This window comes from Marinobacterium mangrovicola (assembly GCF_004339595.1).
Classification (GTDB): domain Bacteria; phylum Pseudomonadota; class Gammaproteobacteria; order Pseudomonadales; family Balneatricaceae; genus Marinobacterium_D; species Marinobacterium_D mangrovicola.
Genome location: NZ_SMFU01000009.1, coordinates 323,555 through 350,213, shown reverse-complemented (window position 1 = coordinate 350,213; position 26,659 = coordinate 323,555). Strand labels below are relative to the sequence as shown.

18 protein-coding genes are annotated in these 26,659 nt (G+C 60.3%); 11 read left to right on the top strand and 7 right to left on the bottom strand.

Translation table 11 applies throughout. The features are described 5' to 3' along the window. Positions 1–3: 3 nt before the first annotated feature. The 4 genes from recC (at position 4) to CLV83_RS14015 (ending at position 9,787) form a co-directional block, all read left to right on the top strand. A complete protein-coding gene (recC, locus tag CLV83_RS14030) occupies positions 4–3,444 on the top strand; it encodes an exodeoxyribonuclease V subunit gamma (protein WP_132293519.1) in 3,441 nt (1,146 codons plus the stop codon). After that, positions 3,441–7,160, top strand: a complete 3,720-nt coding sequence (gene recB / locus CLV83_RS14025; RefSeq protein WP_207894898.1) for an exodeoxyribonuclease V subunit beta — start codon at positions 3,441–3,443, stop codon at positions 7,158–7,160. Before recC ends, recB begins: the two co-directional genes overlap by 4 nt. After that, complete coding sequence (gene recD, locus CLV83_RS14020) at positions 7,153–9,198, top strand: exodeoxyribonuclease V subunit alpha (RefSeq protein WP_243642391.1); 2,046 nt, start codon at positions 7,153–7,155, stop codon at positions 9,196–9,198. The genes recB and recD overlap by 8 nt, the downstream gene beginning before the upstream one ends. A gap of 82 nt (positions 9,199–9,280) precedes the next feature. Continuing rightward, complete coding sequence (locus tag CLV83_RS14015; RefSeq protein ID WP_243642390.1) at positions 9,281–9,787, top strand: GNAT family N-acetyltransferase; 507 nt, start codon at positions 9,281–9,283, stop codon at positions 9,785–9,787. 85 nt (positions 9,788–9,872) lie between these two features. Here CLV83_RS14015 and CLV83_RS14010 read toward each other — a convergent pair whose 3' ends face one another. Together CLV83_RS14010 and CLV83_RS14005 are read right to left on the bottom strand one after the other, a co-directional pair. Beyond that, entirely contained in the window at positions 9,873–10,715 is an 843-nt protein-coding gene (locus CLV83_RS14010; RefSeq protein WP_132293514.1) for a universal stress protein, read from the bottom strand. Between the two features lie 55 nt (positions 10,716–10,770). Further along, positions 10,771–12,261, bottom strand: coding sequence for a SulP family inorganic anion transporter (locus CLV83_RS14005; protein ID WP_132293511.1), 1,491 nt, complete (start codon positions 12,259–12,261; stop codon positions 10,771–10,773). A gap of 363 nt (positions 12,262–12,624) precedes the next feature. Here CLV83_RS14005 and CLV83_RS14000 point away from each other — a divergent pair, with 363 nt between their 5' ends. The 4 genes from CLV83_RS14000 (at position 12,625) to CLV83_RS13985 (ending at position 15,319) form a co-directional block, all read left to right on the top strand. After that, positions 12,625–13,281: a c-type cytochrome gene (locus tag CLV83_RS14000; protein ID WP_132293508.1), complete on the top strand. Its 657-nt coding sequence runs from the start codon at positions 12,625–12,627 to the stop codon at positions 13,279–13,281. Continuing rightward, positions 13,278–14,252: a c-type cytochrome gene (locus CLV83_RS13995; RefSeq protein ID WP_132293505.1), complete on the top strand. Its 975-nt coding sequence runs from the start codon at positions 13,278–13,280 to the stop codon at positions 14,250–14,252. The genes CLV83_RS14000 and CLV83_RS13995 overlap by 4 nt, the downstream gene beginning before the upstream one ends. Before the next feature lie 207 nt (positions 14,253–14,459). Next, a complete protein-coding gene (locus CLV83_RS13990) occupies positions 14,460–14,942 on the top strand; it encodes a DUF2489 domain-containing protein (RefSeq protein WP_132293502.1) in 483 nt (160 codons plus the stop codon). Continuing rightward, complete coding sequence (locus CLV83_RS13985; RefSeq protein ID WP_132293499.1) at positions 14,942–15,319, top strand: hypothetical protein; 378 nt, start codon at positions 14,942–14,944, stop codon at positions 15,317–15,319. The genes CLV83_RS13990 and CLV83_RS13985 overlap by 1 nt, the downstream gene beginning before the upstream one ends. Positions 15,320–15,417: 98 nt before the next feature. On the opposite strand, the gene CLV83_RS13980 is transcribed toward CLV83_RS13985, so the two are convergent. From CLV83_RS13980 to CLV83_RS13965, 4 genes are all read right to left on the bottom strand, one after another. Further along, positions 15,418–18,072, bottom strand: coding sequence for an ATP-binding protein (locus CLV83_RS13980; RefSeq protein WP_132293496.1), 2,655 nt, complete (start codon positions 18,070–18,072; stop codon positions 15,418–15,420). A gap of 10 nt (positions 18,073–18,082) precedes the next feature. After that, positions 18,083–18,952, bottom strand: a complete 870-nt coding sequence (locus CLV83_RS13975) for an ABC transporter substrate-binding protein (protein WP_165900318.1) — start codon at positions 18,950–18,952, stop codon at positions 18,083–18,085. A 71-nt stretch (positions 18,953–19,023) separates the two neighbouring features. Next, the gene (locus tag CLV83_RS13970; protein WP_132293490.1) at positions 19,024–21,030 is read right to left on the bottom strand and encodes a TonB-dependent receptor plug domain-containing protein; all 2,007 of its coding nucleotides are present in this window, start codon (positions 21,028–21,030) and stop codon (positions 19,024–19,026) included. 33 nt (positions 21,031–21,063) lie between these two features. Beyond that, positions 21,064–23,178, bottom strand: a complete 2,115-nt coding sequence (locus CLV83_RS13965; RefSeq protein ID WP_165900317.1) for a TonB-dependent receptor plug domain-containing protein — start codon at positions 23,176–23,178, stop codon at positions 21,064–21,066. A 13-nt stretch (positions 23,179–23,191) separates the two neighbouring features. On the opposite strand from CLV83_RS13965, the gene CLV83_RS13960 reads away from it, so the two are divergent. Next, a complete protein-coding gene (locus CLV83_RS13960; RefSeq protein ID WP_132293484.1) occupies positions 23,192–23,386 on the top strand; it encodes a hypothetical protein in 195 nt (64 codons plus the stop codon). Between the two features lie 127 nt (positions 23,387–23,513). Beyond that, complete coding sequence (locus CLV83_RS13955) at positions 23,514–24,308, top strand: amidohydrolase (protein WP_207894896.1); 795 nt, start codon at positions 23,514–23,516, stop codon at positions 24,306–24,308. Here CLV83_RS13955 and CLV83_RS13950 read toward each other — a convergent pair. Next, complete coding sequence (locus CLV83_RS13950) at positions 24,281–24,538, bottom strand: hypothetical protein (RefSeq protein WP_132293481.1); 258 nt, start codon at positions 24,536–24,538, stop codon at positions 24,281–24,283. The genes CLV83_RS13955 and CLV83_RS13950 overlap by 28 nt on opposite strands. A 400-nt stretch (positions 24,539–24,938) precedes the next feature. On the opposite strand from CLV83_RS13950, the gene CLV83_RS13945 reads away from it, so the two are divergent. Beyond that, on the top strand, positions 24,939–26,456 hold the full coding sequence (locus tag CLV83_RS13945; protein ID WP_132293478.1) for a putative bifunctional diguanylate cyclase/phosphodiesterase: 1,518 nt from the start codon (positions 24,939–24,941) through the stop codon (positions 26,454–26,456). Positions 26,457–26,659 lie beyond the last annotated feature (203 nt).

The window sequence follows — 26,659 nt, the reverse complement described above, 5'->3', positions numbered from 1 at the left end:
ACTATGTCCGAGCTGTCTACCGGTCTGGCGATTATCCACGCCAACCGCCTCGAGACCCTGCGTGACCTGCTGGTGCGCTGGATGCGCGACAACCCCCTGCCACCCCTGGTGGACGAACAGATCCTGGTGCAGAGCAACGGTATCGCCCAGTGGCTGCGACTGGCGCTGGCGGCGCCGGTCAGCGAGGGCGGTTGCGGCATCGCTGCCGGGCTTCAGGTGGAACTGCCCTCGGCCTTTCTCTGGCGCGCCTACCGTGCAGTACTTGGCAAAGAAGCGGTACCGCCCCAATCCCCTTATGACAAACCCCAGCTGCGCTGGCGCCTGCTGCGGCTGCTGCCCGATCTGCTGAAAACGCCCGAGTTTGCCTCGCTGGCGCAATACCTGGAATCGGATCCGGGCGAGCGCAAGGCGTACCAGCTGGCGGAGCATCTGGCGGATCTGTTCGACCAGTACCAGGTTTACCGCGCCGACTGGCTGGCGGACTGGGCCGAGGGGTTGGACCAGCTGCGTATGCCCGATGGCGGCGAGCCTCGCCTGCTGGATGAGGATCAGCGCTGGCAGCCGAGGCTCTGGCGTGCGATCCGTGCCGATCTGCAGGCCGAAGTGGATAGCTCCCGCGCCGACCTGCATCAGCGCTTTCTTGAAGCCTGCAAGCAGTTGCAGAGCCGCCCCCGGTCACTGCCGCCCCGGCTGATGGTGTTTGGTATCTCGGCGCTGCCGCAGCAGATGATCGAGGCGCTGGCCGCGCTGTCGGGGCAGATCCAGGTGATGGTGGCGGTGCTTAACCCCTGCCGTTTCTACTGGGCCGATATCATCGAAGGCAAGGAGCTGCTGCGCGCCGAACATAAACGCCAGCAGCGCCGCGAGGGGGTGCCGGTGGAGCTCTCCAGCGAGCAGATGCATTTGCATGCGCCGCCGCTGCTGGCGGCCTGGGGCAAACAGGGGCGTGACTATATCCGCCTGCTGGATGAGTTCGACCAGAGTGAGCGCTACCGCCACTGGTTCAACGACAGCCGAATCGACCTGTTTGATGAACCGGAACCTGATATCGCCTCACTACCGCTGTTGCAGCAGCTGCAGCAGGATATTCTCGAGCTCAATCCGGTGGAAAAGGCGCCGCGCGAATGGTTCGCCGGTGACGATTCGCTGGTGTTTCACCTGGCTCACAGCGCTCAGCGTGAGGTGGAGGTACTGCAGGACCAGATCCTGAAACGCCTGGATGAAGACCCGACCCTGAAACCCCGCGATATGATCGTTATGGTGCCGGATATTGGTATCTACCAGCCCCATATCGAGGCGGTGTTTGGCCGCCTGCCCAAGGATGATCCTCGCTTTATTCCCTACAGCCTGGCGGACCAGTCCAGCCGTGGCCAGGTGCCGCTGCTGGTGGCGCTGGAGCAGCTGCTGCGCCTGCCGGAGCTACGCCTGGGTGCCAGTGAACTGCTGGATCTGCTGGAGGTGCCGGCGCTGCAGCAGCGCTACGGCCTGACGCCGGCGGATATTCCCACGCTGCAGCGCTGGATCGACGGCGCCGGTATCCGCTGGGGGCTGGATGCGGATCACCGCGCCGGCCTGGAACTGCCCCAGGGGCTGGAGCAGAACGCCTGGCTGTTCGGCATGCGCCGCATGCTGCTCGGTTACGCCATCGGTGATGGCGAAGCCTTTGCCGATATCGAACCCTATGACGAGGTGGCGGGGCTGGAAGCGGCACTGGCCGGCTCCCTGGCGCTGCTGCTGGATGATCTGCGCGAGCTGCTGCATCGACTCACCGCGCCCCAGGATGCTCTTGGCTGGCGCGAGCAGCTGAACTGGCTGCTGGATCGCTTCTTTGCGCCGCAGGATGATGCTGACCTGCTGTTGAACGAGCGGCTGGTCAGCGAGCTGCAGAGCTGGACCCAGGGCTGCATCGATGCCGAGCTGACGGCGGCCCTGCCGCTGACGCTGGCGCGGGAGGCCTGGCTGGGCGGCATCGACCAGGGCAGCCTGTCGGCGCGCTTTATGGCCGGTCGGCTGACCTTCTCCACGCTGATGCCGATGCGTGCGATTCCGTTCCGTCAGGTGTTCCTGCTCGGAATGAACGATGGCGATTACCCGCGTATCAAACCACCGCAGGATTTCGACCTGATGGCGGGACAGTATCGCCCCGGCGACCGTTCCCGCCGTGAAGACGACCGCTACCTGTTCCTGGAGGCGATGCTCTCCGCCCGCGAGCAGCTCTATATCAGCTGGGTCGGTCGTAGTATCCGCGATAACCAGCCGCAGCCGCCATCGGTGCTGGTGGCGCAGCTGCGTGACCATCTGAATCAGGGCTGGAAGGATATTGAAAGCGAAGAGGATGTGGCGCAGCAACTGACGCTGGAGCATCCGCTGCAGCCGTTCAGTACCCGCTATTTCGATGGCTCCGGCCAGGCCGATCCGCGCCTGTTTACCTATGCCCAGGAGTGGCGCGAGATCCACGACAGCGTCGGTGGTGATAGCGAGCAGGATCTGCCCGCCGGATTGCCGGAGGGCGCGCTGACCCTGCAGCGGCTGGGGCGTTTCCTGCGCTACCCGGTGCGGGCTTTCTTTAACGAGCGCCTGAACGTCTATTTCCAGCAGCCGGCGGTACAGCAGGCGGAGCATGAACCCTTTGCCTTTGACAACCTGGAGCAGTTCCAGCTGGGTCAGGAGCTGATCGATCTGGCCCATGGATCTGCTGAGCCCTCGCGGATAGTGGAAGAGGAACTGGAGCGCTGGCGCCGCGCCGGGCGTCTGCCGTTGGGTGAATATGGCCCGCTGGCGCTGCAGCCGATCCTAAGCCCGGTGCGTTCAACCCTGCGCCACCTGGAGCCGCTAGCCGAATGGCAGCCGATGGAGGGAGCGCTGGAGATCGATTTGAAAATGCAGCTCAACGGCAGTGAAATCCCTATAGAAGACTGGCTCAGTGGTGTCTCCGTGCGTGACGGCGCTTATGCGCTGATCCGTACCTCGCCCCAGGCGGTGGCTAGCAAAAACGGTCCGCGCTGGCACCGCCTGCTGCGGCTCTGGGTAGAGCATCTGTGCGGCTGTGCCCAGGGCTATGACCTGCGCAGCTGGCTGGTGGGCCCGGATACCAGTGTATTGATCGAGCCGCTGGCACCGAAAAGTGCACAAGAGATTCTGGAACAGATGGTGAGCTGCTGGGCCCAGGCGATGCAGGCGCCGCCGCCGCTGGCGTGTAAAACGGGGCTGGCGCTGCTCACCGAACCACCGGAGAAGGCTATTGGAGCGGCGGCTCGCGCCTATCTCGGCACCGGTCAGTTCGCCGGTGAGGTGCAGCAGGATCCGGCCCTGGCCCGCGCTTGGCCCGAGTTTGAACAGCTTGCTGACCCGGGGTTGGAAGAGGGACTGGAAGCCTGGGCGCGGGCGCTGTATGAGCCGCTGCTGCAGCATGCCCACGCCCAAGGGACAGGAGAGCGCGAATGAGCGATATGATTCAACTGGATCCGCTGGCGTTTCCGCTGCATGGGCGTCGTCTGATCGAGGCCAGCGCCGGTACCGGTAAAACCTACACCATCGCCGCGCTTTACCTGCGTCTCGTTCTTGGGCATGGAAAGGAGTCGGCCCATCCGCGTGCGCTGCTGCCGCCGGAAATCCTGGTGGTGACCTTTACCAACGCTGCTACCCGTGAGCTACGTGAGCGTATCCGTGATCGCCTGTCGGAGGGCGCGCGGGTCTTTCGCGCACAACAGGAGCCGGGCGATCCCTTTCTGACCTCGCTGCTGAATGATCCCGCTTATGCCGATGATGCGGCCAGAGCGGCCGCGGCGCATCAGCTGGATCAGGCGGCGCAGTGGATGGATGAGGCGGCGATCTACACCATTCATGGCTGGAGCCAGCGGATGCTGACCCAGCACGCTTTCGATAGCGGCAGTCTGTTTGATCAGGAGCTGGAAGGGGATGACAGCGAGATCGTTGCCGAGGCGGTGCGCGACTACTGGCGAACCTATTTTTATCCACTGCCGGAGGCGGCAGCCCGGTCATTGAAGAGGTTGGCGGATCAGCCCGACAAATTGGCTGAGACGATCCGTCCGCTGCTAAAAAACAGCGACGCCACCCTCTACCAGGCGGGCGAACCGCTGCCGGCGCCTGTGTCCCCCACGGATTTCGCCAGCGTGCTGGTGGGCTGGGAGGAGCGGCGCGAAAGCCTGCAGGCCTTTGCCCGTAACCTCTGGTGCCGTGATCGCGAAACGGTAGAAGGCCTGATATTCGCGGCTGTGGAAAAGGGCGCGCTGAGCAAACAGGTCTATAAGGCGGAGAAACTGCCGGAGCAGTTCCAGAGCATGCTGGAGTGGAGCCAGGGCGATGAGGGCGATGCCAAGCTGCTGGCGAACTTTGGCAGTGAAAAGCTGCGCAGCAAGACCAACAAGAAATTTCAGCCCGATGGCACGCCGCAGCATGAGGTGTTCGATGCGCTGCAGCAGCTGGCGGATCATCTGGAAACCAGCCCGGACCTCAACCCGGTACGTGTTCATGCGGCCCGTTGGGTCGCTGCTCGGGTAGAGCAGAACAAGCGCCGCGTAGCGACCTTGGGCTTTGATGATCTGCTGACTCGCTTGGCTGGGGCCCTGGCGGACGAGGATGCAGGCCCGCGGCTGGCGCGGCAGATCGTACAGCAGTACCCGGTGGCGCTGATCGACGAGTTTCAGGATACGGACCCGACGCAGTACCAGAGCTTCCGCCGGATCTACGCCGACGCTGATCCCGAGCGCAGTGCGCTGCTGATGATCGGCGATCCCAAGCAGGCGATCTACGCCTTCCGCGGCGCCGATATCCACACCTATCTTAAGGCGCGCCGCGATTGTGCCGGCGCGCTCTATACGCTGGGCACCAACTTCCGCTCCTCCGAGTCGATGGTGGCGGCGGTGAATACCCTGTTTGAAGAAGCGGAAGACAGCCAGTCCGCCGGGGCCTTCCAGTTCGGCAGCGGCGAGGACAACCCGCTGCCGTTTATGCCGGTAGAGGCGAACGGCCGCAAGGAGCGGTTGGTGGTGTCCGGTGAAGCTGTATCGGCGTTAACCGCCTGGCACCTGGGGGCTGACGAGGCCGCTACTAAGCCGGAGTTTCGCGCGGCTATGGCCAATACCACGGCCAGCCAGATTTGCCGTTTGCTGACTCTGTCCCAGCAGGGCAAGGCTGGCTTCCGGCATCCCGATGCGAAGCTGAAGCCGCTGCGGCCCGGTGATATCGCGATCCTGGTGCGTACCGGCAGCGAGGCGCAGTTGATCCGCCAGGCACTGGAGAAGCGCGATGTACGCAGCGTTTACCTGTCGGACCGGGAATCGGTGTTTGATAGTCAGGAATCCCAGGATCTTTGGCGCTGGCTCAAGGCCTGCGCAGAGCCGGAACAGCCGGGACTGATCCATGAGGCGCTGGCGAGTCAGACCTTGGGACTGGCGCTGGTGGAGCTGGAGCGACTCAACCGCGACGAGCTGCTCTGGGAACAGCGGGTCGAGCTGTTCCGCAGCCTGCGCGATCACTGGCGCCGTCACGGCGTGCTGGCGCTGATCCGCCGCTGGCTGGATGCTTTCGAATTGCCGGCGCGGCTGCTGCAAAGCATCGAAGGTGAGCGGGTACTGACTAACCTGCTGCACCTGGGCGAGATTCTGCAGCAGGCCAGCCAGCAGCTTGATGGTGAGCTGGCAATGGTGCGCTGGCTGGCGGAGCAGCTGGTAGAGCGTCAGGGCGATGCCGAAGAGCGGGTGCTGCGTCTGGAAAGCGACGCGGATCGGGTGCAGGTGATCACCATCCACAAATCCAAGGGGCTGGAGTATCCGCTGGTGTTTCTGCCCTTTATCAGCGATTGCCGTCCTGTCAGTGCGCGCAACGGCAGTTATCTCTATCACGATGAAGCTGGCGGTACCGCCATCGAACTGGATAAGGACGACAAGGACGCGCAGAAACGGGCGGACCAGGAGCGTCTGCAGGAAGATCTGCGCCTGCTCTACGTGGCGCTGACCCGCCCGGTACACGCCTGCTGGATCGGCCTGGCCGAGCTGAAGGATGTGGGCAAAAGCGCACTGGGGCAGCTGCTTTCAGGTAGTGAGGGAAGCATCGAAACCGCCTTTACCGCGCTTTGCACTGCAGAAGTGCTGGCGCTGGAACCGCTGCCGGCCGCAGAGGACGCACGTCTTCCGGCGGCTGCTGAGCGCGATGAGCTCAGGCCCGCCGAGCGGGTGACCCGCGAGCCCGATACCGAGCGTTGGTGGATCGCCAGTTATTCCGCCATCGCCCGTCTCAAGGGAATGCAGGAGTCGGATCAGCCTGCCGCCAATGAGGCCGCGGAAACGGCGGATGACGACAACGTGCTGGAAACCCGCGATGAAACGCCGGGCCTGCCGCTGATCGAGGGCAATCCCGATATCCACCGCTTCTGGAAAGGTCCGGCGGCGGGCACCTTCCTCCACGGCATGCTGGAGTGGGCCGCCGATGAGGGCTTCGACCGGGTGGTTGTGGATGAACCACTGCGGGCCGGTTTCCTGGAACCGCGCTGTCAGCGACGCGACTGGGAGGGCTGGCGCGAGCTGCTCGATGACTGGCTGGTGCGTCTGCTGGATACGCCGCTGCCGCTGGGAGAGGGTGAAAGTGTAAGCCTGGCCGGGCTGGAAACCGCCAAGGCAGAGATGGAGTTCTGGTTCTCCAGCGCCGCGTTGGACGTGAGTGAGCTGGATCGCCGGGTGCGCAAATGGGTGCTGCCCGGAGAGCCGCGACCGAAACTGGAGTGGGGTCAGCTCAACGGCATGCTCAAGGGCTTTATCGACCTGCTGTTTGAGCACCAGGGGCGCTATTGGGTAGCGGATTACAAATCCAACTGGCTCGGCACCGATAGCAGTGCCTACACCGAAAGCGCCATGCGCGAGGCGATACTGCACAAGCGTTACGACCTGCAGTACGTGCTCTATACCCTGGCGCTGCACCGGCTGTTGAAATCGCGTCTGCCCGATTATGCGGCGGACCCGGCAGCGGGCTATCAGCAGTATGTCGGCGGCTCGCTCTACCTTTTCCTGCGTGGAATCGAGGAACCCACGCGCCACGGTGCCTTTGTGGATCGCCCGCCGGTGGAGCTGATCCTGGAGCTGGATGATCTCTTTGCCGGAAAAACGCTCATTAACAGAGAATCTGAGGAGCAGGCCTGTGGATAAGATTGAAGGGCTGCAGGATGACCTGTTTGCGGTAGAGGCGGATCTTAGCGGCGCACGCCTCTGGGAGGTGCTGGAGCGCTGGCACAGCCAGGGCTGGATTCGCGGCCTGGACCTGGCGCTGGCGCGGATGCTGGCGGAACTGGATAGAGCGGCGCCGGCGGAGCTGATTCTGGCGGCGGTGTTCTGCAGCCACCAGCTCGGTCGTGGCCACATCTGCCTGGATCTTGATGCCACGCTGAGCGACCCCGATGCGGCGTTGTCGCTGCCGCCGGAGGGCGCCTATGGCGAACAGCTGCCGGACCGGCCCAGTGAGTTGCTTGGCGGACTGACGTTAAACGCCTGGCTCGACAGCTTGAGCGGTTCGGCGCTGGTGCAACAGGGGGCTGGTAACTCACCGCTGGTGCTGCATCAGGGCAGGCCTTCAAGGCTCTACCTGCGGCGGCAGTGGCACTACGAGATCGCAGTGGCTGAGTTTATTCGCCAGCGGCTGCTGCTCACCGGAGAGACTGCACCTTCCGGGCTCGCGGCAAAGCTCGATCTGCTGTTCCCGGGCAGCGATCCGGAAACGATGGACTGGCAGCGTCTGGCCTGCGCCCTCGGCGCAAGGGGCCGTTTCGGCATCATCACCGGCGGCCCAGGTACCGGTAAAACCACCACTGTCGTGCGATTGCTGGCGCTGCTGCAAACCCAGGCGCGTGATGAGGGAAGAACCCTGCGAATCCGCCTGGCGGCGCCCACCGGCAAGGCCGCGGCGCGACTGACCGAGTCGATCAGCCGTGCGGTTAACTCGCTGCCGGATGGCATGAACAAGGATGTGCCCACCGAGGTGAGTACGCTGCACCGTCTGCTGGTCTCAAGGCCGGATAGCCGCCGCTTCCGTCACCATGCCGGTAATCCGCTGCACGCCGATCTGGTGGTCGTCGATGAAGCCTCGATGATCGACCTGGAGATGATGCACTCGCTGTTGCAGGCACTGCCAGCACAGGCGCGGCTGATATTGCTGGGTGACAAGGACCAGCTGGCGTCGGTGGAAGCCGGCGCCGTGCTCGGGGATCTCTGCCAGCAGGCGCAGCAGGGCGGTTACAGCAAAGGCTCGTTGGAATGGGCGGTTGCCGCAGGATGCCCTGGCCTGGGCTCCTGGCAGCAACGCGAAGGGGAAGCTGGAGAGCAGCCGCTGGCGCAGCAGATCGTGATGCTCAGGCACAGCCACCGGTTTGGCGCTGACAGCGGTATTGGGCGGCTGGCGCGGGCGGTCAACGAGGGCGACTCGACAGCGGTGGAGACGATTCTTCTGGGCGGCTCGGCTGAGCTTGCGCTATTGGAGCCGGGCGGCGATCAGCAGCGCCAGCTTAAACCGCTGTTGCTGGATGGCGGCGTGCTGGGCCGCAGGCGCGGTGCGCCCGGGTATCGTGCTTATCTTGAGCAGCTGCACGCCAGCAAACCGAACGCCGGAGAGCTGACCGATCCTGCCTGGGAGCGCTGGGGCAAGGAGGTGCTGGAGGCGTTCAGCCAGTTCCGTATCCTCTGCGCCCTGCGCAAGGGCCCTTGGGGTGTTGAAGGTCAGAACGAGTCCATCGAACAGGCCCTGGCTGGTGCCGGGCTGATTGTGCCTGATACCCTCTGGTATGAGGGACGACCGGTGATTCTGACCCGCAACGACTATTCGCTGGGGCTGATGAACGGTGATATCGGCATCTGTTTGGCGGTGCCAGATGGTGAGGGCGGGAAGGTGCTGAGAGTGGTGTTTCCGCTGCCCGACAGTTCGTTGAAATGGGTGCTGCCGAGCCGATTGCAGAATGTGGAAACGGTGTTCGCGATGACGGTGCATAAGTCCCAGGGCTCCGAGTTTGCGCACACCGCCATGGTGTTGCCGCCGGGCCCCAACCCGGTGCTGACCCGGGAGCTGATCTACACCGGCATTACCCGCGCCAGTGACTGCTTTACCCTGGTGCTGCCCTCGCGCGCGCGCCTCTACGAAGCGGTTGCTACGCGGGTGCATAGAGCTAGCGCGCTACGGGAGCGGATACTCGAGCATTGAGTCGGTTGAGAGAGTCGATTGAATAATCAGAATGAACAGCAGCAGGGATCAGCGACCGATCTGTGCGGATAAGGGAGGATTAATGAGTAGCGGTTTTTACACCACCTATTACCTGGAAATGACGGCGCAGACTGAGCTGAACGCCAAGCCTTTGCCTGGTAGCCTGAGTGTTGTCGAGAGCGAAGAGCCGCAGTACCCGTTCAACCGATTCTTATATTCGCTGGTTGGCAGTGAATGGGAATGGGGCGACCTGGACAGCTGGAGTGACGCGCAGTGGAAAGCCCAGGTGGAACACGAGCAGCATCGCACCTGGGTGGCCTATTACCGCGGCAGTATTGCCGGCTATTACGAGCTGTTCCGTCCGGATGGCGTCAACGCGGAGATCCGCTATTTCGGCCTGGCGCCGGGATTTATCGCTAAAGGATTTGGCGGGCCGCTGCTCAGTCATGCCATTCAGTCCGCCTGGGACTGGGCGGGTACGGAACGGGTATGGGTGCACACCTGCACCTTTGATCATCCCAATGCGTTGAAGAATTACCAGGCGCGGGGGCTCAGGGTTTACAAGGAGGAGCAGACTGCAACTGAGTAAGGCTGTTTGTTCTGCCTGATAGGCACCAAAGAAAAAGCAGCCGTTTGGCTGCTTTTCTGTTTACGGTTTTTGCTGGCTAGAGCGTCTAGCGAAGTAACAGCAAAGGAACGCGGGTCTGGCGGATCAGGTTGCTGGTGGTGCTGCCCACCAGCATCTGGCGAATGCGGGAGTGGCCGTAAGCGCCCATCACCAGCATATCGGCGCGACGCATCACCACCTCGTTAAGCAGGGTCTGCTCCACATCGCCGGCGAGGATTTCGGCAGTGACATCGAAACCCGCCTGGGTCAGCTTATCTTGTGCCTGCTTCAGCTCCAGCTTCACGTCGTTGGTGGAGGGAGCAATCATCAGCAGATCACAGGGAATACCGGTGAACAGCGGACTCTGCGCCACCATATCCACCGCCTTGCGGGAGGTGGGGCTGCCGTCGTAGGCGATCAGGAAACGCTCCGGTGCTTTGAAATCATCCGGCAGTAACAGCATCGGGCGGTGCAGGGCGCGGATCACCGCTTCCACGTTACGGCCCAGGGTCTCACCGGCACTGCCGCCGCGGCCGAACACCAGCAAGCGGGTGTCCTGTTCCAGTTCCTGCAGGGTTTCCACCAGATCACCGTGACGCTGCAGCACCTCGGGCTCGGCGATGCCATCGGCAACGGCGTGCTCCCTGGCGGCGTCGAGCATCAGGCGGCCCTGTTCGCGGGCCAGTTTGCCGCGCTTTTCGTCCAAGTCTGCCAGCTCTTCCAGCAGCGCTTCCCGTGAACCCAGACCGATGGAGCCGGTCAGGTCGGTCCCCGTGGGGTACTGGCTGCGGTCCAGCACATGCAGCAGCTTGAGCGGGACGTCCAGTCTCAGGCTGGCCCAGCTCGCGGCGTCACAGATGCCGCTGGCGCGCTCGCCAACACCATCGATACAGGCGATCACTCGATTCATGGGCACTCCTCATTAGGGCCTTTTAAGGCCCTTGTCGGTTTTTCTTTCAGGAATATCAGTGGCCCATCAACTGGTCAACCGCTTCCGGCTTATCGTGCACGGCAAAGCGGTCGACGATGGTAGCGCTGGCTTCGTTAAGGCCGATTACTTCGACCTCTGTGCCTTCGCGGCGGAATTTAATCACCACCTTGTCGAGTGCGGATACTGCCGTGATATCCCAGAAATGTGCATGACTCAGATCAATCACGATCCTGTCGATATCTTCCTTGAAGTCGAACGCGGCGGTGAACTTCTCAGAGGAGCTGAAGAACACCTGGCCCACCACCTGGTAGCGGCGCTCCTGCTGGTTTTCGCTCAGTTCACTGTCGATATAGAGGTACTGACCGATCTTGTTGGCGAAGAACAGCGCCGCCAGCAGCACACCGGCGAATACACCAAGAGCCAGGTTGTGGGTCGCTACAACGATCGCCACGGTGACCAGCATCACCAGATTAGTAGAGAGCGGATGCTTCTTCAGGTTGATGATCGATTCCCAGCTGAAGGTACCGATGGACACCATGATCATCACCGCCACCAGAGCGGCCATGGGGATCTGGGAAACCCATTTATCCAGGAACACCACCAGGATCAGCAGCACGACACCGGCGATCAGCGTGGAGATACGGGTGCGGCCGCCGGATTTCACGTTGATCACGGACTGGCCGATCATGGCGCAACCGGCCATGCCGCCAAACAGGCCCGATACGATGTTGGCAGTACCCTGGCCCTTGCACTCGCGGTTCTTGTCGCTGGAGGTGTCGGTCAGGTCATCGACGATGGTGGCGGTCATCAGTGACTCAAGCAGGCCCACCACTGCCAGCGGCAGGGAGTAGGGCAGGATGATCCACAGGGTTTCCAGGTTCAGCGGCACGTCCGGCCAGAGGAATACCGGCAGCGCGTCGGGCAGTTCACCCATATCGCCAACGGTGTTGATATTCAGCCCCAGCGCCATGGATACGGCGGTGAGCAGCAGAATGCACACCAGTGGCGAGGGGATCAGTTTCCCCAGCTTGGGCACGTAGGGGAAGAGGTAGATGATGCCGAGTCCCGCTGCGGTCATGGCGTAGACATGCCAGGTCACATCGGTCAGCTCCGGCAGCTGCGCCATAAAGATCAGGATTGCCAGGGCGTTGACGAAGCCGGTGACCACCGAGCGCGATACGAAGCGCATCAGGGAACCGAGCTTCAGGAAGCCGGCGATAATCTGGAACACACCGGTCAGCAGCGTGGCCGCCATCAAGTATTCCAGGCCGTGCTCCTTCACCAGGGTCACCATCAACAGCGCCATGGCGCCGGTGGCGGCGGAGATCATCCCCGGGCGGCCGCCAAAAAACGCGGTGACCACAGCGATACAGAAAGAGGCGTACAGACCGACCTTGGGATCGACCCCGGCGATGATGGAGAAGGCGATCGCTTCCGGAATCAGGGCCAGTGCCACGACAAGCCCGGCGAGGACATCGCCGCGTAAATTCTGTAGAGACCAGCCCGACTTTAGCGTTGCAATCATGAGAGTCCCGATTCTTAGTTCAGACGGATGAATGACATATTGGATAGTTACCGCAGGACAGCTGTCCTGCCGGCGGGCAGCAAAGCGTTTTAAGCCAGCTGAAACAGACAGCAGGCAGCAACGATTGCGGCTCAGGGTAGGGTAAAAACAGCCGGCAATATTAGCACAGACAGGTGGAGGGATCACGGCGGGAGTCTGTGGCGTTCTAAAATTAGAAGTTAAATCAGCAGGTAAATTAGAAAGATCTATATTAGATGTATTTAAATATAAGTCGAATAGGGTCTATGATCTATCGGGACGACGACACCTTCTTGCTGGTTTTCGCTGGATAGAGGGGAAACGGACGCTAATGGGAGCAAAACAATGAGAAGATTCCAGGTAGGGTTGGGCCTGGCCGCGATGATGCTGACGCTTGGGCTTGCCCGGGCCGAAGGCGATCCCGCAGCCGGTCAGCAATTGGTGATGCAGGGCGATGGCAAGGGTGGGGCACCCTGCCTGGCCTGCCACGGTGTGGATGGCGCCGGTAACGATGCGGCAGGCTTTCCGCGCCTGGCGGGGCTCGATGCTGGCTATCTGGCGCGTCAGCTGCGTGACTATCGCGATGGCCGCGGCAGCGATCCGATTATGGTGCCCAATGCGGCCAATCTCAGCGATCAGCAGATCGATGATGTGGCGGCTTACTACCAGGGCCAGTCGGCACAGCCGACCCCCGCAGCCGCTGACGACAGCGTGCTGGCGCTGGGTGAAAAGCTGGTTAAACAGGGCGATTGGGATAGTTACATTGTGCCCTGCGAAAGCTGCCACGGCCCCGACAGCCAGGGTGTGGGGTCGACCTTCCCGGCCCTGGCCGGGCAGCACGCGGGCTATCTGCGCAAGCAGCTGGAAGCCTGGCAGAGCGGCGCCCGCACTAACGACGAAAACCAGCTGATGCTGGCGATCGCCGGGCGTCTGAATCCACAGCAGATCGAGGCGGTGGCTGCCTATCTGTCTCACCAGTCAATCAAGGGGGCAGGCCAATGAACAAGCTGATCGCATTCGCGCTGCTGGGCGCCGTTTCTCTGCCGCTGATGGCGGAAAACTCCGTGCCGGTACAACTGCCTGCGTTCAAAGAAGGGCAATACGTGCACCAGGCCCCCAGCGTCGATGATCTGATGAACGATGACTCGATAAAGCCGCAGCTTAAAGAGGTGATCCTGAAGGGGCGTGACCTGTTCATGAACACCCAGCAGAAGCGCGGTGAATACGTTTTCAACGATATGAACTGCAAGAGCTGCCATATGGGCGAGGGCCGTATGAACTGGTCGGGGCCGGTGTGGCCGGCGGCGACCACGCTGCCGGACTTCCGTGGCAAGAACCAGCATGTGAACTCGCTGGAAGAGCGCATCGCCGGCTGTTTCTCCTTCTCTATGAACGGTAAGCCGCCGGAGTACGGCAGCGACGATATGCTGGCGCTGGTGGCTTATCATCAGTGGCTGGCCAAGGGCGCCCAGGTTTATGAAACCAATATCGGTGGCCGTGGTTTCAGCCATCTGGGGCGTGAGCCGGAGCAGCCCGCCGATTACGAGCGTGGTGCCCAGGTTTATGCGGATAACTGTGCGGTCTGTCACGGCGCTGACGGCCAGGGCCAGCATGTGGATGGCAAGGTGGTGTTCCCGCCGCTCTGGGGGGATAACTCCTATAACTGGGGCGCCGGTATGACCCGTGTTTTCACCGCGGCTTCGTTCATCAAGAACAATATGCCTCTGGGTAAACCGGGCTCACTGAGCGATCAGCAGGCCTGGGATGTGGCGATGTTTGTTAACAGCCACGAACGTCCACAGGACCCGCGCTATACCGGGGATGCGAAGGAAACCCGTGAGAAGTACAACAACTTTCACAAGTGGACCCGCTATGGCACCGAGTTTAATGGCCAGATTCTGGGTCAGCATGACAACACCGGCGACAAGCCGTTCCTGAAACCGGATGTGCTGCGCCCGCGCACTTTCGAGTAAGCCGTTCAGCCTCTCTATCTCAGCCGTCCCGACCGGGGCGGCTGGGTTATCCTCAGCATCCCCTGCCGCTATAATATGCTTAATAGTTGAACACTTAGCTCGGGCTTTTCGTATACATCTGAAACGGATCCTTACGAAGTTTTAAGCCGAAACCCAACGCTGACATCGAAAGCCATAACCGCAAGCCACAACCATAAGAGAGTTCTGATGAGTGCTAGTTTGACCTACACGCTGATCGCCATCGGCCTGGTCGCCATTGTGTTGCTGAGTACCCTTATCTACCGCCAGCTCAAGACTGCCCGTGAGCTGCGCGAACAGCAGGAGCAGCAGGCCCGTGAATATGAGCAGCAGGCCCAGGAGCAGCGTCGTTATCTGATCGACAGTATCCGCATTATTGCGTCGGCGGTGCTGCACGACGAGAAGATGACCATGACCGAGGGCTGTATCCGCGTCAAAGTGATGCTGGATAACCTGGCGCCGCATCTGCACCAGCACGAAAACTTCGCCGTGATAGAGCGGGTCTACCGGGCCACCGAGCACATCCCGTTCCTTGAGGACTGGAAAGCGCTGAGTCGCGCAGAAAAGCGGGAATACCAGAAGGAGATGGCGCAGCTGGAGAAGGAGCATGGCGAGCAGGTACGCACGGCGATGACCGAGCTGCAGCGTTACCCGCTTGAGCAGATGCAGTAATGGGCGAGTTCGTCCTGGTCTTCGTACTGACGCTGGTTATTCTGCTGGTGCTGGTGTGCTTTCTGAGTTTTGGCCGGGCGCCGACCTACAGACCCAGCCGCGAGGAGATCAGAGATATCCTCGCCGGCGTGCTGAATCGAACCACTTCGGTGGAAGCCTGGGATATGTTCCTGGGGATGCCGATTATCCACGATGCTGAGCTCGAGCAGCTGCGCCGCCGCTGCATCAGTATTCACGAAGGGCTTGATGGCGAGCCTGCCGCCTCAGGGGGCATGGACGGTTATCTATACGACCGGGCAGGGCGTGAGCGGATCAAGCAGGTGCTTGATGAGTTGGAGCGAATTATCCGCGAGTCCCCGGTTACGCGGGAATTTTGATCTACCGGCCTGATCTTCCCGGTTTTTAATTCTTCCCGTGCTGGCATCAATCGGCGCGGGGTTAAGTTGCCCTTTGGGTGCGCGACTTCTACCTGTAATTATTCCAGCTGTTCCTGATCCGCTACCCGCTTCAGCCTTGAGCTGGTCTCCCAGAGCGCTCGCATATCGCCTTCCTGTGCGGCCTGCTGAAGTTCCGAGGTGCAGCTCTCCAGTACCGGCATATCGTAAAGTCCGGCTACGCCGATCAACTGGTGGGCGTAGGCGCGAACCTGATTGCGGTCTTTCTCCCAGACCGAGCGCATGATCTCCTGGGCCAGGCGGCGGACCTCCTGTTGCAGGCTGTCTGGTGAGGTCAGGTTGGTCAGTGAGTGGGTTAACTCCGGTGTAGCAGCCGGAGCCTCGTGGACCTGACCGGTCTTCTCTTCACACAGGCGCAGCAGTGCGCGTAACAGCTCCGGCACATTGATCGGCTTGAGCATCAGATCGTTAATACCGGCAGCCTCCAGCGCCAGATGTTCGTGGGGGACCACGTTGGCGGTCAGAGCGAAAATCGGCAGCTGCTTGCAGCGCAGCCGGACACGGCGGGTCGCTTCGATCCCATCCATACCTGGCATATGCACATCCATGAGGATCAGGTCAGGCAAGGAGGAGTTGTCCAGGTAGTCGAGCACTTCCTGCCCCGAGCCGACTTCGGCTACCCGGGCACCGAGTCCTTCCAGCAGGCGGCGGATCAGCAGGCGGTTAAACTCGTTGTCCTCAGCCACGAGAATTTCGAGCGGATAGGGCAGGTGGCTATCCAGCGTCGGGCTCGGCGTGCTTTGACTGTCATCCAGCGGAAGTCCAAGTGCCCCCATAAGTTCACGCCAGCGCGGCGGTTTCGACAGTATCTTCAGGGCTTCGGCGTGCAGCTGGATCGGTCCGCGTCCCGGGATCAGGAAGATAAGCGGTGCGCTGGTGTGTGCGCGAATCCGGTCACAGAGCATCTGTACGTGGCGGGTATTGGCCTCCAGCGGGCTGACGCCGATGATCAGAGTGCAGGGCGCGTTGTCCCGGCAGTGGTCGCGTATCTCCTCAAAATGACGGATCGGGATCACCGGCGTCGGCAGCAGCTGCAGCTGACGCATCAGAACATCGCAGCTTGCGGCATGCGGTTCATAGACCAGCAGTGCGGTATCGGGCAGGTTGTCGATGCACTGGACCTTGCCTTTCGAGGGGGCGTAGCGCAGCGGCAGGTCCAGGTGAACCCGGGTGCCTTCGCCTTCGACACTTTCGAGATGGATTTTGCCACCCATCAGCTCCGTGAGCCGCTGGGCGATCACCAGCCCCAGGCCTGAACCGCCGAAACGCCGGCTGATGGAGCTGTCGCCCTGTGTAAAGGCGCTGAACAGTTGATTGATACGTGAGGCCGCGATACCGATACCGGTATCACGCACGCAGATCAGCAGGCGGGGGTTATCGCTGGGTAGCCGGCTGAGTCTGACCTGCAGCTCCACTTCGCCCCGCTCGGTGAACTTGACCGCGTTGCCAAGCAGGTTGTTGAGAATCTGACTGAGACGGGTGGGATCGCCCACCACTCGACGTGGAAGGTCGGAAGGCAGGTTGGCGGTCAGCTCCAGCCCCTTGCGTGCCGCAACGGCCGACTGTGCCTCCAGCACGTCAAACAGGCGCTGGGCCAGATCGAAATCGAGGGTTTCAATCTCAATGGCGTTGGACTCCAGCCGGGAAAAGTCGAGGATATCGTCGATGATGGTTAGCAGCAGCTCCGAGGTGCGGCTGACGATCTGTAGATATTGCTGCTGCTGACGATTAAGTTCGGTGCCCTCGAGCAACTCGGTGAAGCCGATGACCGATGTCAGCGGTGTACGCAGCTCGTGGCTCATACGCGCCAGGAACTCGTCCTTGGCCCGGTTGGCATCATCGGCGCGCTGGCGCTCCTGTTGCAGTTCCAGGTTACGACGCTCGAGGTGGCGCAGGGTCTGAGTCAGTCGCCGTGTGGCGCTGTCGACGCGGAATTCAAACTGCAGGTTGGATTCCTGTACCCGGGTCGCCAGACGGTTGATGCCGGTGGCCAGGGTTTTCAGTTCGCCAGTGTAACTGGTGTCGGCTCGGGCATTCAGCTCACCCCGTTGCAGACGTTCGATAAGCCGGGTCAGGCCGAGTACCGGGTAGGTGATGCGGCGACCGAAACGGTTTGCCAGTGCCATGGCGATGACCAGACAGATCAGAGTCAGGCCCGCGCCGCGCAGTAGAATCGCCCGTTCCTGTCTTAGTGTAGGCTGGGCCGAGATCAACACCGCTACCCAGCCCAGGGTTTCGCTGTCATTGTCGATGGAGAGCAGCTCCGGGTTATCCTGCAGCGGTAGGGTACGGGCGGTAATCGGTGCGACAAAGTGCCAGATCCCCTGATAGAGGCGCGGTTCCTGCTGGTCGCGAGCCACCTCCACATCGAACTCGCCGCTTCTGAACAGCAGGCGGAAGTCGGCATCGTAGAACAGAATATCGGAGACCTCTTCGGCGCGTACCGGGCCGCTGCTGAGACTGCGCAGCAGTTGTCGGTTACCACTGAGGACACCAAATTCGGAGGCGGAGGCGATCAGACGGGCCATAGCCTGGCCCTGTTCCAGCAGGTTAGCGCGGGTTTCTGCGACGCGGGTCAGGGTGAAGTAGCCGCCCAGTACCAGGGCGAGCAGTGTCATGGGAAGCAGGGTGAGCGCCATCACCCGGTAGCGAATACTGAGAGAGCGACGCCTCATCGCCTCCCCCTCATTGAATGGTCCGTTCCCGCCGTTTCAGTTCCATCACCAGGGCATCGCTGGGTGCCAGTGTCAGACCCAGGTTGCGTGCAGCCGTTTCGTTAACGGTGATACTGAAATCGTCCGGGTAGGCTGGTGCCGGGAGCGCGTCGCCGAGCACCCGGTGGTTGAGTATGTTCATCGCCTGCTGCGCGATCTGCTCCACGTTGGAGTGCACCGCGACCACAGCGCCAGCGTAAGCGTAGCTGGCTGAGAAGCCGATCAGCGGAATCCGGTTTCTCAGTGTCAGGTAGAGAATCCACTTGGCGGATGCGCGGTTGAACACAGAGCTGTCCGGCAGTGGCAGAAATACGTCACTCTCTTCGATGACGGGGGTCAGCTCACGAACCGGGTTTTCACTGTCTTCAAGACGGCCGATCAGCGGCGTCAGCCCCAGGATGTTGGCTGCCGAGGTGAAATGGGAGGCCTGCCGGTCGCTGCCGGGGCCGAGTACCGTGCCGATCGTTTGCATTCTCGGTTTGAGCATCTTGGCCAATAACATCTGTCGCGTCAGCGGCTGGTCCAGATAGATAGCACTCAGGCGACGTTCGCCCAGTAGCCGCTGCCCCTTGGGGCTTGCGGTCAGGTCAGCAAAGGTCTGCGCGGGTAGAAATACGCACATGGCGTAGTTTTCAGCGCTAATAAGGCGAATCACTGCTTCGCAGGCCCGGGAACCTACCGCCAGAGTAAAAGGGTGGTCTGAAGGTGTCTGGTCTGACAGGACTTCAGACTCCAGTTGTCCATTGTGCTGCTCCGTCAGTGCTCTTAGCATTCCGTTGTAGCTGCCATCGGAATCGCTGAGTAAAACAAACGGGGATTCTGCCTTCGCCATCATTGGCATTAACAGTAGCAGCCACAACAATGTTGTATGCAGCCTTGGTCTCACACGCGCCATCCTTGCCGGTGTACCGTTCATGGGTAAGTAAGGTTCAACTGCAGGAACACGCCACGATGGTAGCTGTTATCCTGCGAAAATTCGTGCCACTGCGAATCGCCGAGGCCTTGTATCAGTAGAGCAGTTTCGAGGCCAGAGTCAACTTGCGGCCAGCGATAGGCAAGCCTCAGGTTGGTGAGGTGCTGGCTATCGGTGTATGTCTCGTTATTCTGTAGCCACTCTGCGTCACTAAGATACCTGTGATTGAGGCTGGCTTCCAGATTTTCGTTTATCTTCCAGTTTAGCAGTAGCGATAATGTGTGTTCAGGCACCGGTGTCTCCACGTACTCAGGCAGGCCCGATTCTTCGCTGGTTTGAGCATAACTGTAACTGGTCAGGGAATAGATGTCTGGGGTCAGCTGCAGTTTGATCTGACCTTCAATTCCGCTGGTGGTCCAGCTGGCGCCATTGGTTCGGGTTGTGACCCGCTGGTTTATCACATTGCCCTTGGCGCGCTCAGCGTCAGATAGTGTATAGCGGGTGCTGTGGATGGCGTTGCTGATCCGTTCCCGAAACAGGCGCATATCGACAAAATCGGCTTTGCCCCAGCGGCGGTGGTAGCCCAGTTCCCAGGTGTGGTTCAGCTCGGGTTCCAGTGATTCGAATTGCTTGTAGTCCACCAGGTACGCATCCTGGGAGGGCAGATAAAAGCTGGAATTTTGGTTACTTTCCAGAATCGAGGGCAAGCGCTCACTGCGGGACCAGCCAAGGCGGATCACCGATTGAGTGTCCGGTTTGAAGTTGACCGACTGGCGCAGCGACAGAGCGTTGTTTTCATCTGCGGCTTCAAACAGAGCGCCGCTATTCAGCGTCCAGTGCGGTGAAATACTCCACTCCAGGGCTGACTGCGCGCGCCACTGGTCTTCGCTCACCTTACCATCGCGCAGCAGCAGGTCGCTTTTTTCCGTCAGGCCTCGCCAGCCGAGACTGGAGCTCAGAGCGACGGGGCCGAATTTGTCGGCTACCTGTAGCGATAAGTCCCGAATCCGGCTGTCGCCATGCTCAGCTACCGACCTCAGCCCGCTGTTGCTGCGACGAAATGCATCCAGATCTTCTCCCGCCAGGGCGCTGCCGAAAAAACGCGCCAGCTGAATGTCGCTAGCGGCCGGAGTCTCCAGATCGACCGACTGTTCCCAGGCCGACAGTGTCAGCGTACCGGTCGCGGAATAGATATGTTCGAAGTCGAGGGCGATGTGATGTGATTTGTGTTCCCGCCTATCGAGAAAACGTCCCCTGTGGGGGCCGTAGTCGGTGCTGCTGTAGATGTAGCCCCGGTCAATACCGGCTCGAAAGGTAAATGTATCGCGCAGGTTAACGGGTTGCACCAGCTGCATGCTCAGGTAGCTATCGCGAAAGCCGTCGTCGGAGTCCTGGCTACCGTCATCTTCCTGATAGCCGGCAGAAACCCGCAGGTGGGCGGAGCCGAGCTGATCGCTGGCGCTGAGTGTCTGCAGGCGGGAGCCCCGGTTGCCCAGTTCTGTGCGTGCCCTGAAGCCTTTATCCTTCAGGGCCGAGCGGGTCAGTATGTTGACCGAACCATTAAAAGCGTTAGAGCCCTGAGTTGCGGCGTTGGAGCCACGTACCACCTCAATCCTGTCGATATCATCCAGGCTTAGCCCCAAAGATGTCCAATCCACTGTAGACAGCAGCGGCAGGTAAACGGAGCGTCCATCCACCTGAAACAGCAGCCGGTTGGGCAGGTCGTCTGCCACGCCATGGTAGGTCACGCCCCATTTGTGCGAGTCCACACGGTAGCTCTGGAAACCCGGTACCAGGCGCAGTAGTTCCGGTATGGTGCGGGCGCCCGAAGCGTCGATGATCTCGCGGGTCAGAATAGTGACCGAAGCGGCGGCATCGTTAATAGGCTGGCTGCTACCGGAAACAGCAGTGACCTGGGGAATATCCACCAGGTAGTGTGATTCATCCGCCAACAGCAGCGGTGAAATCAGCGCTAACGCCAGGGCTAGAGGTAATGGGTACTTCATTTATCGGAAATCATCCTTGAAGCGTCAAACGGCTCAGTCGTGCCTCATGCTGAATTGCAGGAAAGTGCGACGTTCAAACTCGTTATATTCGTAAAAATCCTGATAATCCGGCTCGAATGCGTTCTGCATGATAAGGGCCGCTTCCAGTTCGGTATCCCGGCTGACCTGCCAGCGTTTGGCGACGCGCAGATCGGTACGGTTGTATCCGGGCAGCTCGGTGGAGTCGATCCAGCGCACGCCACTGATGTAATAGTGGGACAGAGTCAGGTCCAGTGTTGGATCGGGTGACCAGTTCAGCATCAGCGATGCGGTGTGCTCCGGTGAGATGTTGTCTGATACGTTAAAGAAACGCTTGCCTGAAGCAACGCTGTCATCGCCGGTGCGCCAGTTACTGTGCTCGGTGTTGATGTAGGCGTAGGAGAGCAGCGTCCATACTTCCGGGGTCAGCTCAAAACGCAGTTGGGCCTCGGCACCGTTGTTGATCCAGCTTGCCGTGTTGCGTGAGGTGAATACCCTGCCGTCCGAGTCCGCGGCAGAAAGCATATAGCTGTCTACGACGTTGTTTATCTCTTCACGGAAAATACGCAGGTCCAGGTAGCTTCGCTGCCCCGGCAGGGTCTGATAGTAACCCAGCTCCCAGCTCGAGATCTCTTCCGGCTCCAGGTCCGGACTCGGGGTGCGAATCTGGTCGTACTCATCGCCGCCCAGGTAGAGAGTGGCTTCTCCGTAGCGCTCCAGCAGAGAGGGCAGACGCTCGCTGCGAGAATAGCCCAGGCGCAGGCTGCTACCCTGTCGTGGGGTGAATATCAGTGCATTACGATAGGAAAAAGCTTCGCTGTTTTCACTGCTGTATTCATACATTACGCCGCTACTGAGCTGCCAGCGGGGATTGAAATCCCAGTCCGCGTTGGCAAACAGGCGTGAGCGATCCTCGTGTACTTCGCCATTCTGCAGCAGTACATCGCTCTGTGCCGCCATGTGTCGGTAGCCGATGCCGCCGGCAACCGCCAGGTTGTCCAGTTTGTCACTGACCTGCAGCTCAACATCGCCGGTATGGGTGATGCCGTGCTCCTCGATCAGGTGGTAATCGTTCAGATCGATCAGGGATTGTGTGGCCTGCAGCATCGCTTTGCAGGTCGCACGCACGGAGTCCGATAATCCGGAGGCGGTGCAGTTGGCAGGGCCTGATTCGCCTAGCTGAGTCAAAACCTCCGCCGCCGTGGCCTTGGGTGTCTCAAGCGAGAGGCGGTTGAGTGATGCCTTCAGCTGTATCATGCCAGTATCGGAATAGAGATGGTTGTAGCGACCACTGGCAAAGGCGCTTTCGTGATCCCGGTCGGAATAGTGGGCCTCATCGCTGTCCAGCGGGCCGATGCGGCTGGTGCCCCGGTCGATTCCAGCCTGAAACCAGAGGCTGTTGACCAGGTCCGGGGTCCAGGTGGTACTCAGGTTCAGATAATTGCGGCGTTGCCTGTCCCGCCATCTGCCATCACTGCCATCCTCTGAGAACCAGTCACCGGTATAAAAGTTGCTGTAGTGAGTATCGCCGTCGCTCTGCTCATGATTGGCGCTGATGCGGTAGCTGATCAGCCCGTTGCTGTCGGCAAAGCTGAGATGGCCGTTGCGGGTCTGGTCGCTGCCGAACAGCGTGGTCAGGTCCAGCCCGCTAGTGGCTGTTGGCTCGCGGGTGATGATGTTGATCGACCCCAGAAAGGCGTTGGAACCCTGCGTCGGCACGTTGGAGCCCCGAACTACTTCGATCCGCTCGACATCATGCACGGATATCCCCAGCGTCTCCCAGCGCACGGTAGAGAGCAGCGGCAGATAGACGGAGCGACCGTCGATCATCACTTCCAGGCGATTAGGGTATTCTCCGGCGGCGCCATGGTAGGAGGTGGCGCTGGTATCGCTGTTCAGGGTGTAGGCCTGGAAACCCGGTACCAGGCGCATCAGATCGGGGATGGTCTGGAAACCGGATGCCTCGATGACCTCCCGATCGATCACCGTCATCGATGCGGGGGCTTCCGATAGCTTCTGTGGCATGCGGGTGGCGGAGGTGACCTCCGGAATATCGACGAAGAAGTCCGCTTCGCTCAGCAGCCGATCTTCAGCGGCCTCGGCGGCGCAAGCAAAGAGTGCGAGACTCATCAGCAGTTTTTGGATGAAACCTGGAGACTGCATATTCATCGACCGGTTGGTGCGACTGCGCTGTTTATTTTATTTTGAGGCCGACATAGAGAATGATGGCGCCCAAAATGATGGCTTCGATGATGAAACCATTGTTTTCAAGAATCCATCCAAACATTGCAGTTTCCCTGAACTGCTGGCGACCACGCCAGAAGATACTGCACACTGAATGACCAGCATGCACAAAGCGGCCGGATTATACCAGTGCTGGACGTCATCAACTATGAAGATCGAAATAAAGTCTCAAAAGAGTGACGTTAAGTATATAAAACAGCATCTTAGCGCAGGAGGTACCGGTGCAGCAGAGATTGAGAGTCACGCCACTGCAGACGAGATTGGTGTGGGAGGACCCGGCGGCGAACCGTGCCCGATTCTCGGCGCTGTTTGATGATCTGCAAGGTAAAACGGATCTTATCGTTCTGCCGGAGATGTTCAGTACCGGCTTCTCAATGGCTCCTGAGAGCTGCGCCGAAGCCCCGGATGGAAACACTCAGGCCTGGTTGAAAACTGAAGCGGGCCGCACAGGCGCCGCCATCTGTGGCAGCATCGCCGTGTTGGATCAGGGGCGTTTTATGAACCGTTTTGTCTGGGCCGACCCCGAGGGCAACTTCCACCATTACGACAAACGCCACCTGTTCCGTATGGGCGAGGAGAGCGGGCATTACAGTGCCGGTGAGCAGCGGGTGCTGATCGAATATCGCGGCTGGCGGATTCTGCCGCAGGTTTGCTACGACCTGCGCTTTCCGGCCTGGTGCCGTAACCGCAATGACTATGACCTGATGCTCTGCGTGGCGAACTGGCCAGCACCAAGGCGCAACGCCTGGCGCACACTGTTGATGGCCCGGGCGATTGAAAACCAGTGTTATGTGGTGGGTGTAAACCGTGTTGGGCGGGATGGTAATCAGCTTGATTATGCAGGTGACAGCCTGGTGGTCGACTTTAAGGGCGAACTGCTCGCCGATGGAGTCGGCGCAGAAGAGTGGCAGATCAACCAGGCGCTGGACGCTGCCGCCCTGGGTCGCTTCCGTGAGCGTTTCCCCGCCTGGAAAGATGCTGACGAGTTTCAGCTGCTGCCTTCAGCCTCGCGGTGAACATAAAACAGCTCGTCTGTGGCCTGTTCGCGAAAAATAAGGCCACAGGTTTGGCCCCTCAGGTCGATATACAGGTAAGGCGCGGAGCTGAACTCGCTTTCCGGGTGAGCGGTACGCAGTGCTTCGCTGGCGTCATAGAGCAGCGCCCAGTCCGGCAGCGGTGCCTGATTGAATGGGATAAGCTGCTCAAGCAGAAAAGCGGGCAGGGCGGGAAAACGTTCGATCCGCATCGCAGTGTCCTCGACGAAACCAATTAAATGGCGGCAGATTAACAGCTCCGCTGCGGTGCCCCAAGTTATCCAGCGCCGGGCGCAGGTGTCGAGCTGTGGAAAGGTGGAATTCAGGCGTTGCTCAGTAGCGTTTTCTGCCTTGGCAGGGGCGCTAAGTGTCTAAATGTTAGAGACTAATGAATGTCACCATGAATTAAGTATAGAATTCGCGAAGAGCAAAAAGACACATCGAAGGAAAGGATTCCATTTGATGCAAAGCGTCAGGGCGAAATGTTACAACTAGGCTGCATCAGCGTCACGGGCATGGCACTGAGCAGGGTTCTTCCTGGCGATACATTAAAAACGGCTGTTAAAACGGTGCTTCTTTGGCGCTGGGCCGCTGCTGGAATACTTATAAATAATGAAACTATCTGTGCGCTCGGCACTAAAGATCGCGTTGATCTATGTGCTGATTGGTGTGCTGTGGATTCTGTTCTCTGACCGCGGGCTGGCAATACTTGTGCCGGATCCTGAGCGGCAGGCCACCTGGCAATTGCTGAAAGGGTGGCTTTACGTGGGCGCCACGGCCTTGTTTCTTTTTCTGTTGGTGCAGAGGTCGTTTAAACAGGCCTCGTCGCTGACACGTCTCAACCATCTTTCTCAGCTACCGACCCGTCATGCTTTTGACGAGGAGGCCACTGAGTATCTGCAGCAGACCGAAGGCAGCGTCCGTTGTGTCGGACTGTTGCTGATCGATCTGGACAACTTTCAGGCGGTTAACGATGTGTCTGGCTATTGCGGTGGCGACCGGTTGATCGGAGAGGCTGCCCAGTTATTGAAGGCAAATCTTCCCGATAAATCCGGTCTTTACCACTTTGGAGGTGACAAGTTTGTGGTATTGGCCAGCCTGGAGGACCCCGATCGGGCTGAGATGCTCGCACGCCGTCTCGGCCAGCTGGTTGCCGACGAGCTGGAGGCGCCGGGTAGTGAGCACCATCGCCTCTCCGCGAGTATCGGCGTTGCCGTATCACCGGATGATTCCGATAACCTGGATGAACTGCTGCGTTTTGCCGATGCTGCGCTGCTGCGCGCGAAGCGGGAAAAGGGCGGTGTCTGTCGTTTCTATCACGATCTCTACAAGCGTCAGCTCTGGCTGCAGCAGTTGGCGCAGGAGCTGGACGTGTCGGTCAGCGCCGATCTGGACCAGTTTCAGGTGATGTTTCAGCCGCAGTACGACCTGCGTAGCCACGCCATCACCGGTGTAGAGGCGCTGGTGCGCTGGCACCACCCGGCGCGTGGACTGGTGCCGCCGGATGACTTTATCCCGGTGGCGGAAAACAACGGCACCATTCTGCTGATCACCGAGCAGGTGATCAGTCGTTCCATCGCCCTGCTGGACTCCCATGATCTGCTAGGAGTTCATGGGGTTGGCCGACTGTCAATCAATATCTCGGAAAAGCTGGTGGGGAGCGAGCTGAGCTGTGCCCGCCTTGAGGAGATGCTCAAGCCCTACAGCGCGCATATGCCCTGGTTGACCTTCGAGATCACTGAAACCGCCGCCATGGAAAACGTGGATGCCTGCCTGCAGATGATGCAGAGGCTCTGTGCCCTGGGCGCAAGGTTTTCCATCGATGACTTTGGCACCGGCTTCTCATCCCTGCTGAAGCTGAAACAGCTGCCTATTCACGAGTTGAAGATCGACCGCAGCTTTATCGACGAACTGCCCGGTAACAAGGATGATCTGGCCATAGTACGCACCACCATATTGATGGCGCGTGAGCTGGGTGTTCAGGTGGTGGCAGAAGGTATAGAAACCGCCGAACAGGAGCAGGCACTGCTGGCGCAGAGTTGTCCACAGGGGCAGGGCTACTACTTCGCAAGACCGATGCAGGTCGACGCGCTCAAGCTGTTTTTTCATACCCAGCGGCACTCGATCTGAGGGCCGTCTGATCACCGGGCGGCGCCGATTCAGGCGTGCGCCCGGTCTCTTCCCCAGCCAAATACCCAGCTCACCGTCAGTCGCATCAGCTCGAAGTGGGCGACAACTCTTTTTTCCAACTTTTCTACAGCCATGACAGGCAGACTGTTCCAGCCCCGCGAACGTTCGGCTTGGCGCCGGTTTTGCGCGGGCTTGCGGACGAT

What these genes read in the sequence shown, in the direction of transcription:
- CLV83_RS13950 (WP_132293481.1), bottom strand. Translation starts at nt 24,538, where the DNA reads ATGCGGATCGAACGTTTTCCCGCCCTGCCCGCTTTTCTGCTTGAGCAG.
- CLV83_RS13995 (WP_132293505.1), top strand. Translation starts at nt 13,278, where the DNA reads ATGAACAAGCTGATCGCATTCGCGCTGCTGGGCGCCGTTTCTCTGCCG.
- CLV83_RS13965 (WP_165900317.1), bottom strand. Translation starts at nt 23,178, where the DNA reads ATGAGTCTCGCACTCTTTGCTTGCGCCGCCGAGGCCGCTGAAGATCGG.
- CLV83_RS14000 (WP_132293508.1), top strand. Translation starts at nt 12,625, where the DNA reads ATGAGAAGATTCCAGGTAGGGTTGGGCCTGGCCGCGATGATGCTGACG.
- CLV83_RS13975 (WP_165900318.1), bottom strand. Translation starts at nt 18,952, where the DNA reads ATGCCAATGATGGCGAAGGCAGAATCCCCGTTTGTTTTACTCAGCGAT.
- CLV83_RS13990 (WP_132293502.1), top strand. Translation starts at nt 14,460, where the DNA reads ATGAGTGCTAGTTTGACCTACACGCTGATCGCCATCGGCCTGGTCGCC.
- CLV83_RS14015 (WP_243642390.1), top strand. Translation starts at nt 9,281, where the DNA reads ATGAGTAGCGGTTTTTACACCACCTATTACCTGGAAATGACGGCGCAG.
- CLV83_RS13960 (WP_132293484.1), top strand. Translation starts at nt 23,192, where the DNA reads ATGAAACCTGGAGACTGCATATTCATCGACCGGTTGGTGCGACTGCGC.
- CLV83_RS14010 (WP_132293514.1), bottom strand. Translation starts at nt 10,715, where the DNA reads ATGAATCGAGTGATCGCCTGTATCGATGGTGTTGGCGAGCGCGCCAGC.
- recB (WP_207894898.1), top strand. Translation starts at nt 3,441, where the DNA reads ATGAGCGATATGATTCAACTGGATCCGCTGGCGTTTCCGCTGCATGGG.
- CLV83_RS13970 (WP_132293490.1), bottom strand. Translation starts at nt 21,030, where the DNA reads ATGAAGTACCCATTACCTCTAGCCCTGGCGTTAGCGCTGATTTCACCG.
- CLV83_RS13980 (WP_132293496.1), bottom strand. Translation starts at nt 18,072, where the DNA reads ATGAGGCGTCGCTCTCTCAGTATTCGCTACCGGGTGATGGCGCTCACC.
- CLV83_RS13985 (WP_132293499.1), top strand. Translation starts at nt 14,942, where the DNA reads ATGGGCGAGTTCGTCCTGGTCTTCGTACTGACGCTGGTTATTCTGCTG.
- CLV83_RS13945 (WP_132293478.1), top strand. Translation starts at nt 24,939, where the DNA reads ATGAAACTATCTGTGCGCTCGGCACTAAAGATCGCGTTGATCTATGTG.
- recC (WP_132293519.1), top strand. Translation starts at nt 4, where the DNA reads ATGTCCGAGCTGTCTACCGGTCTGGCGATTATCCACGCCAACCGCCTC.
- CLV83_RS14005 (WP_132293511.1), bottom strand. Translation starts at nt 12,261, where the DNA reads ATGATTGCAACGCTAAAGTCGGGCTGGTCTCTACAGAATTTACGCGGC.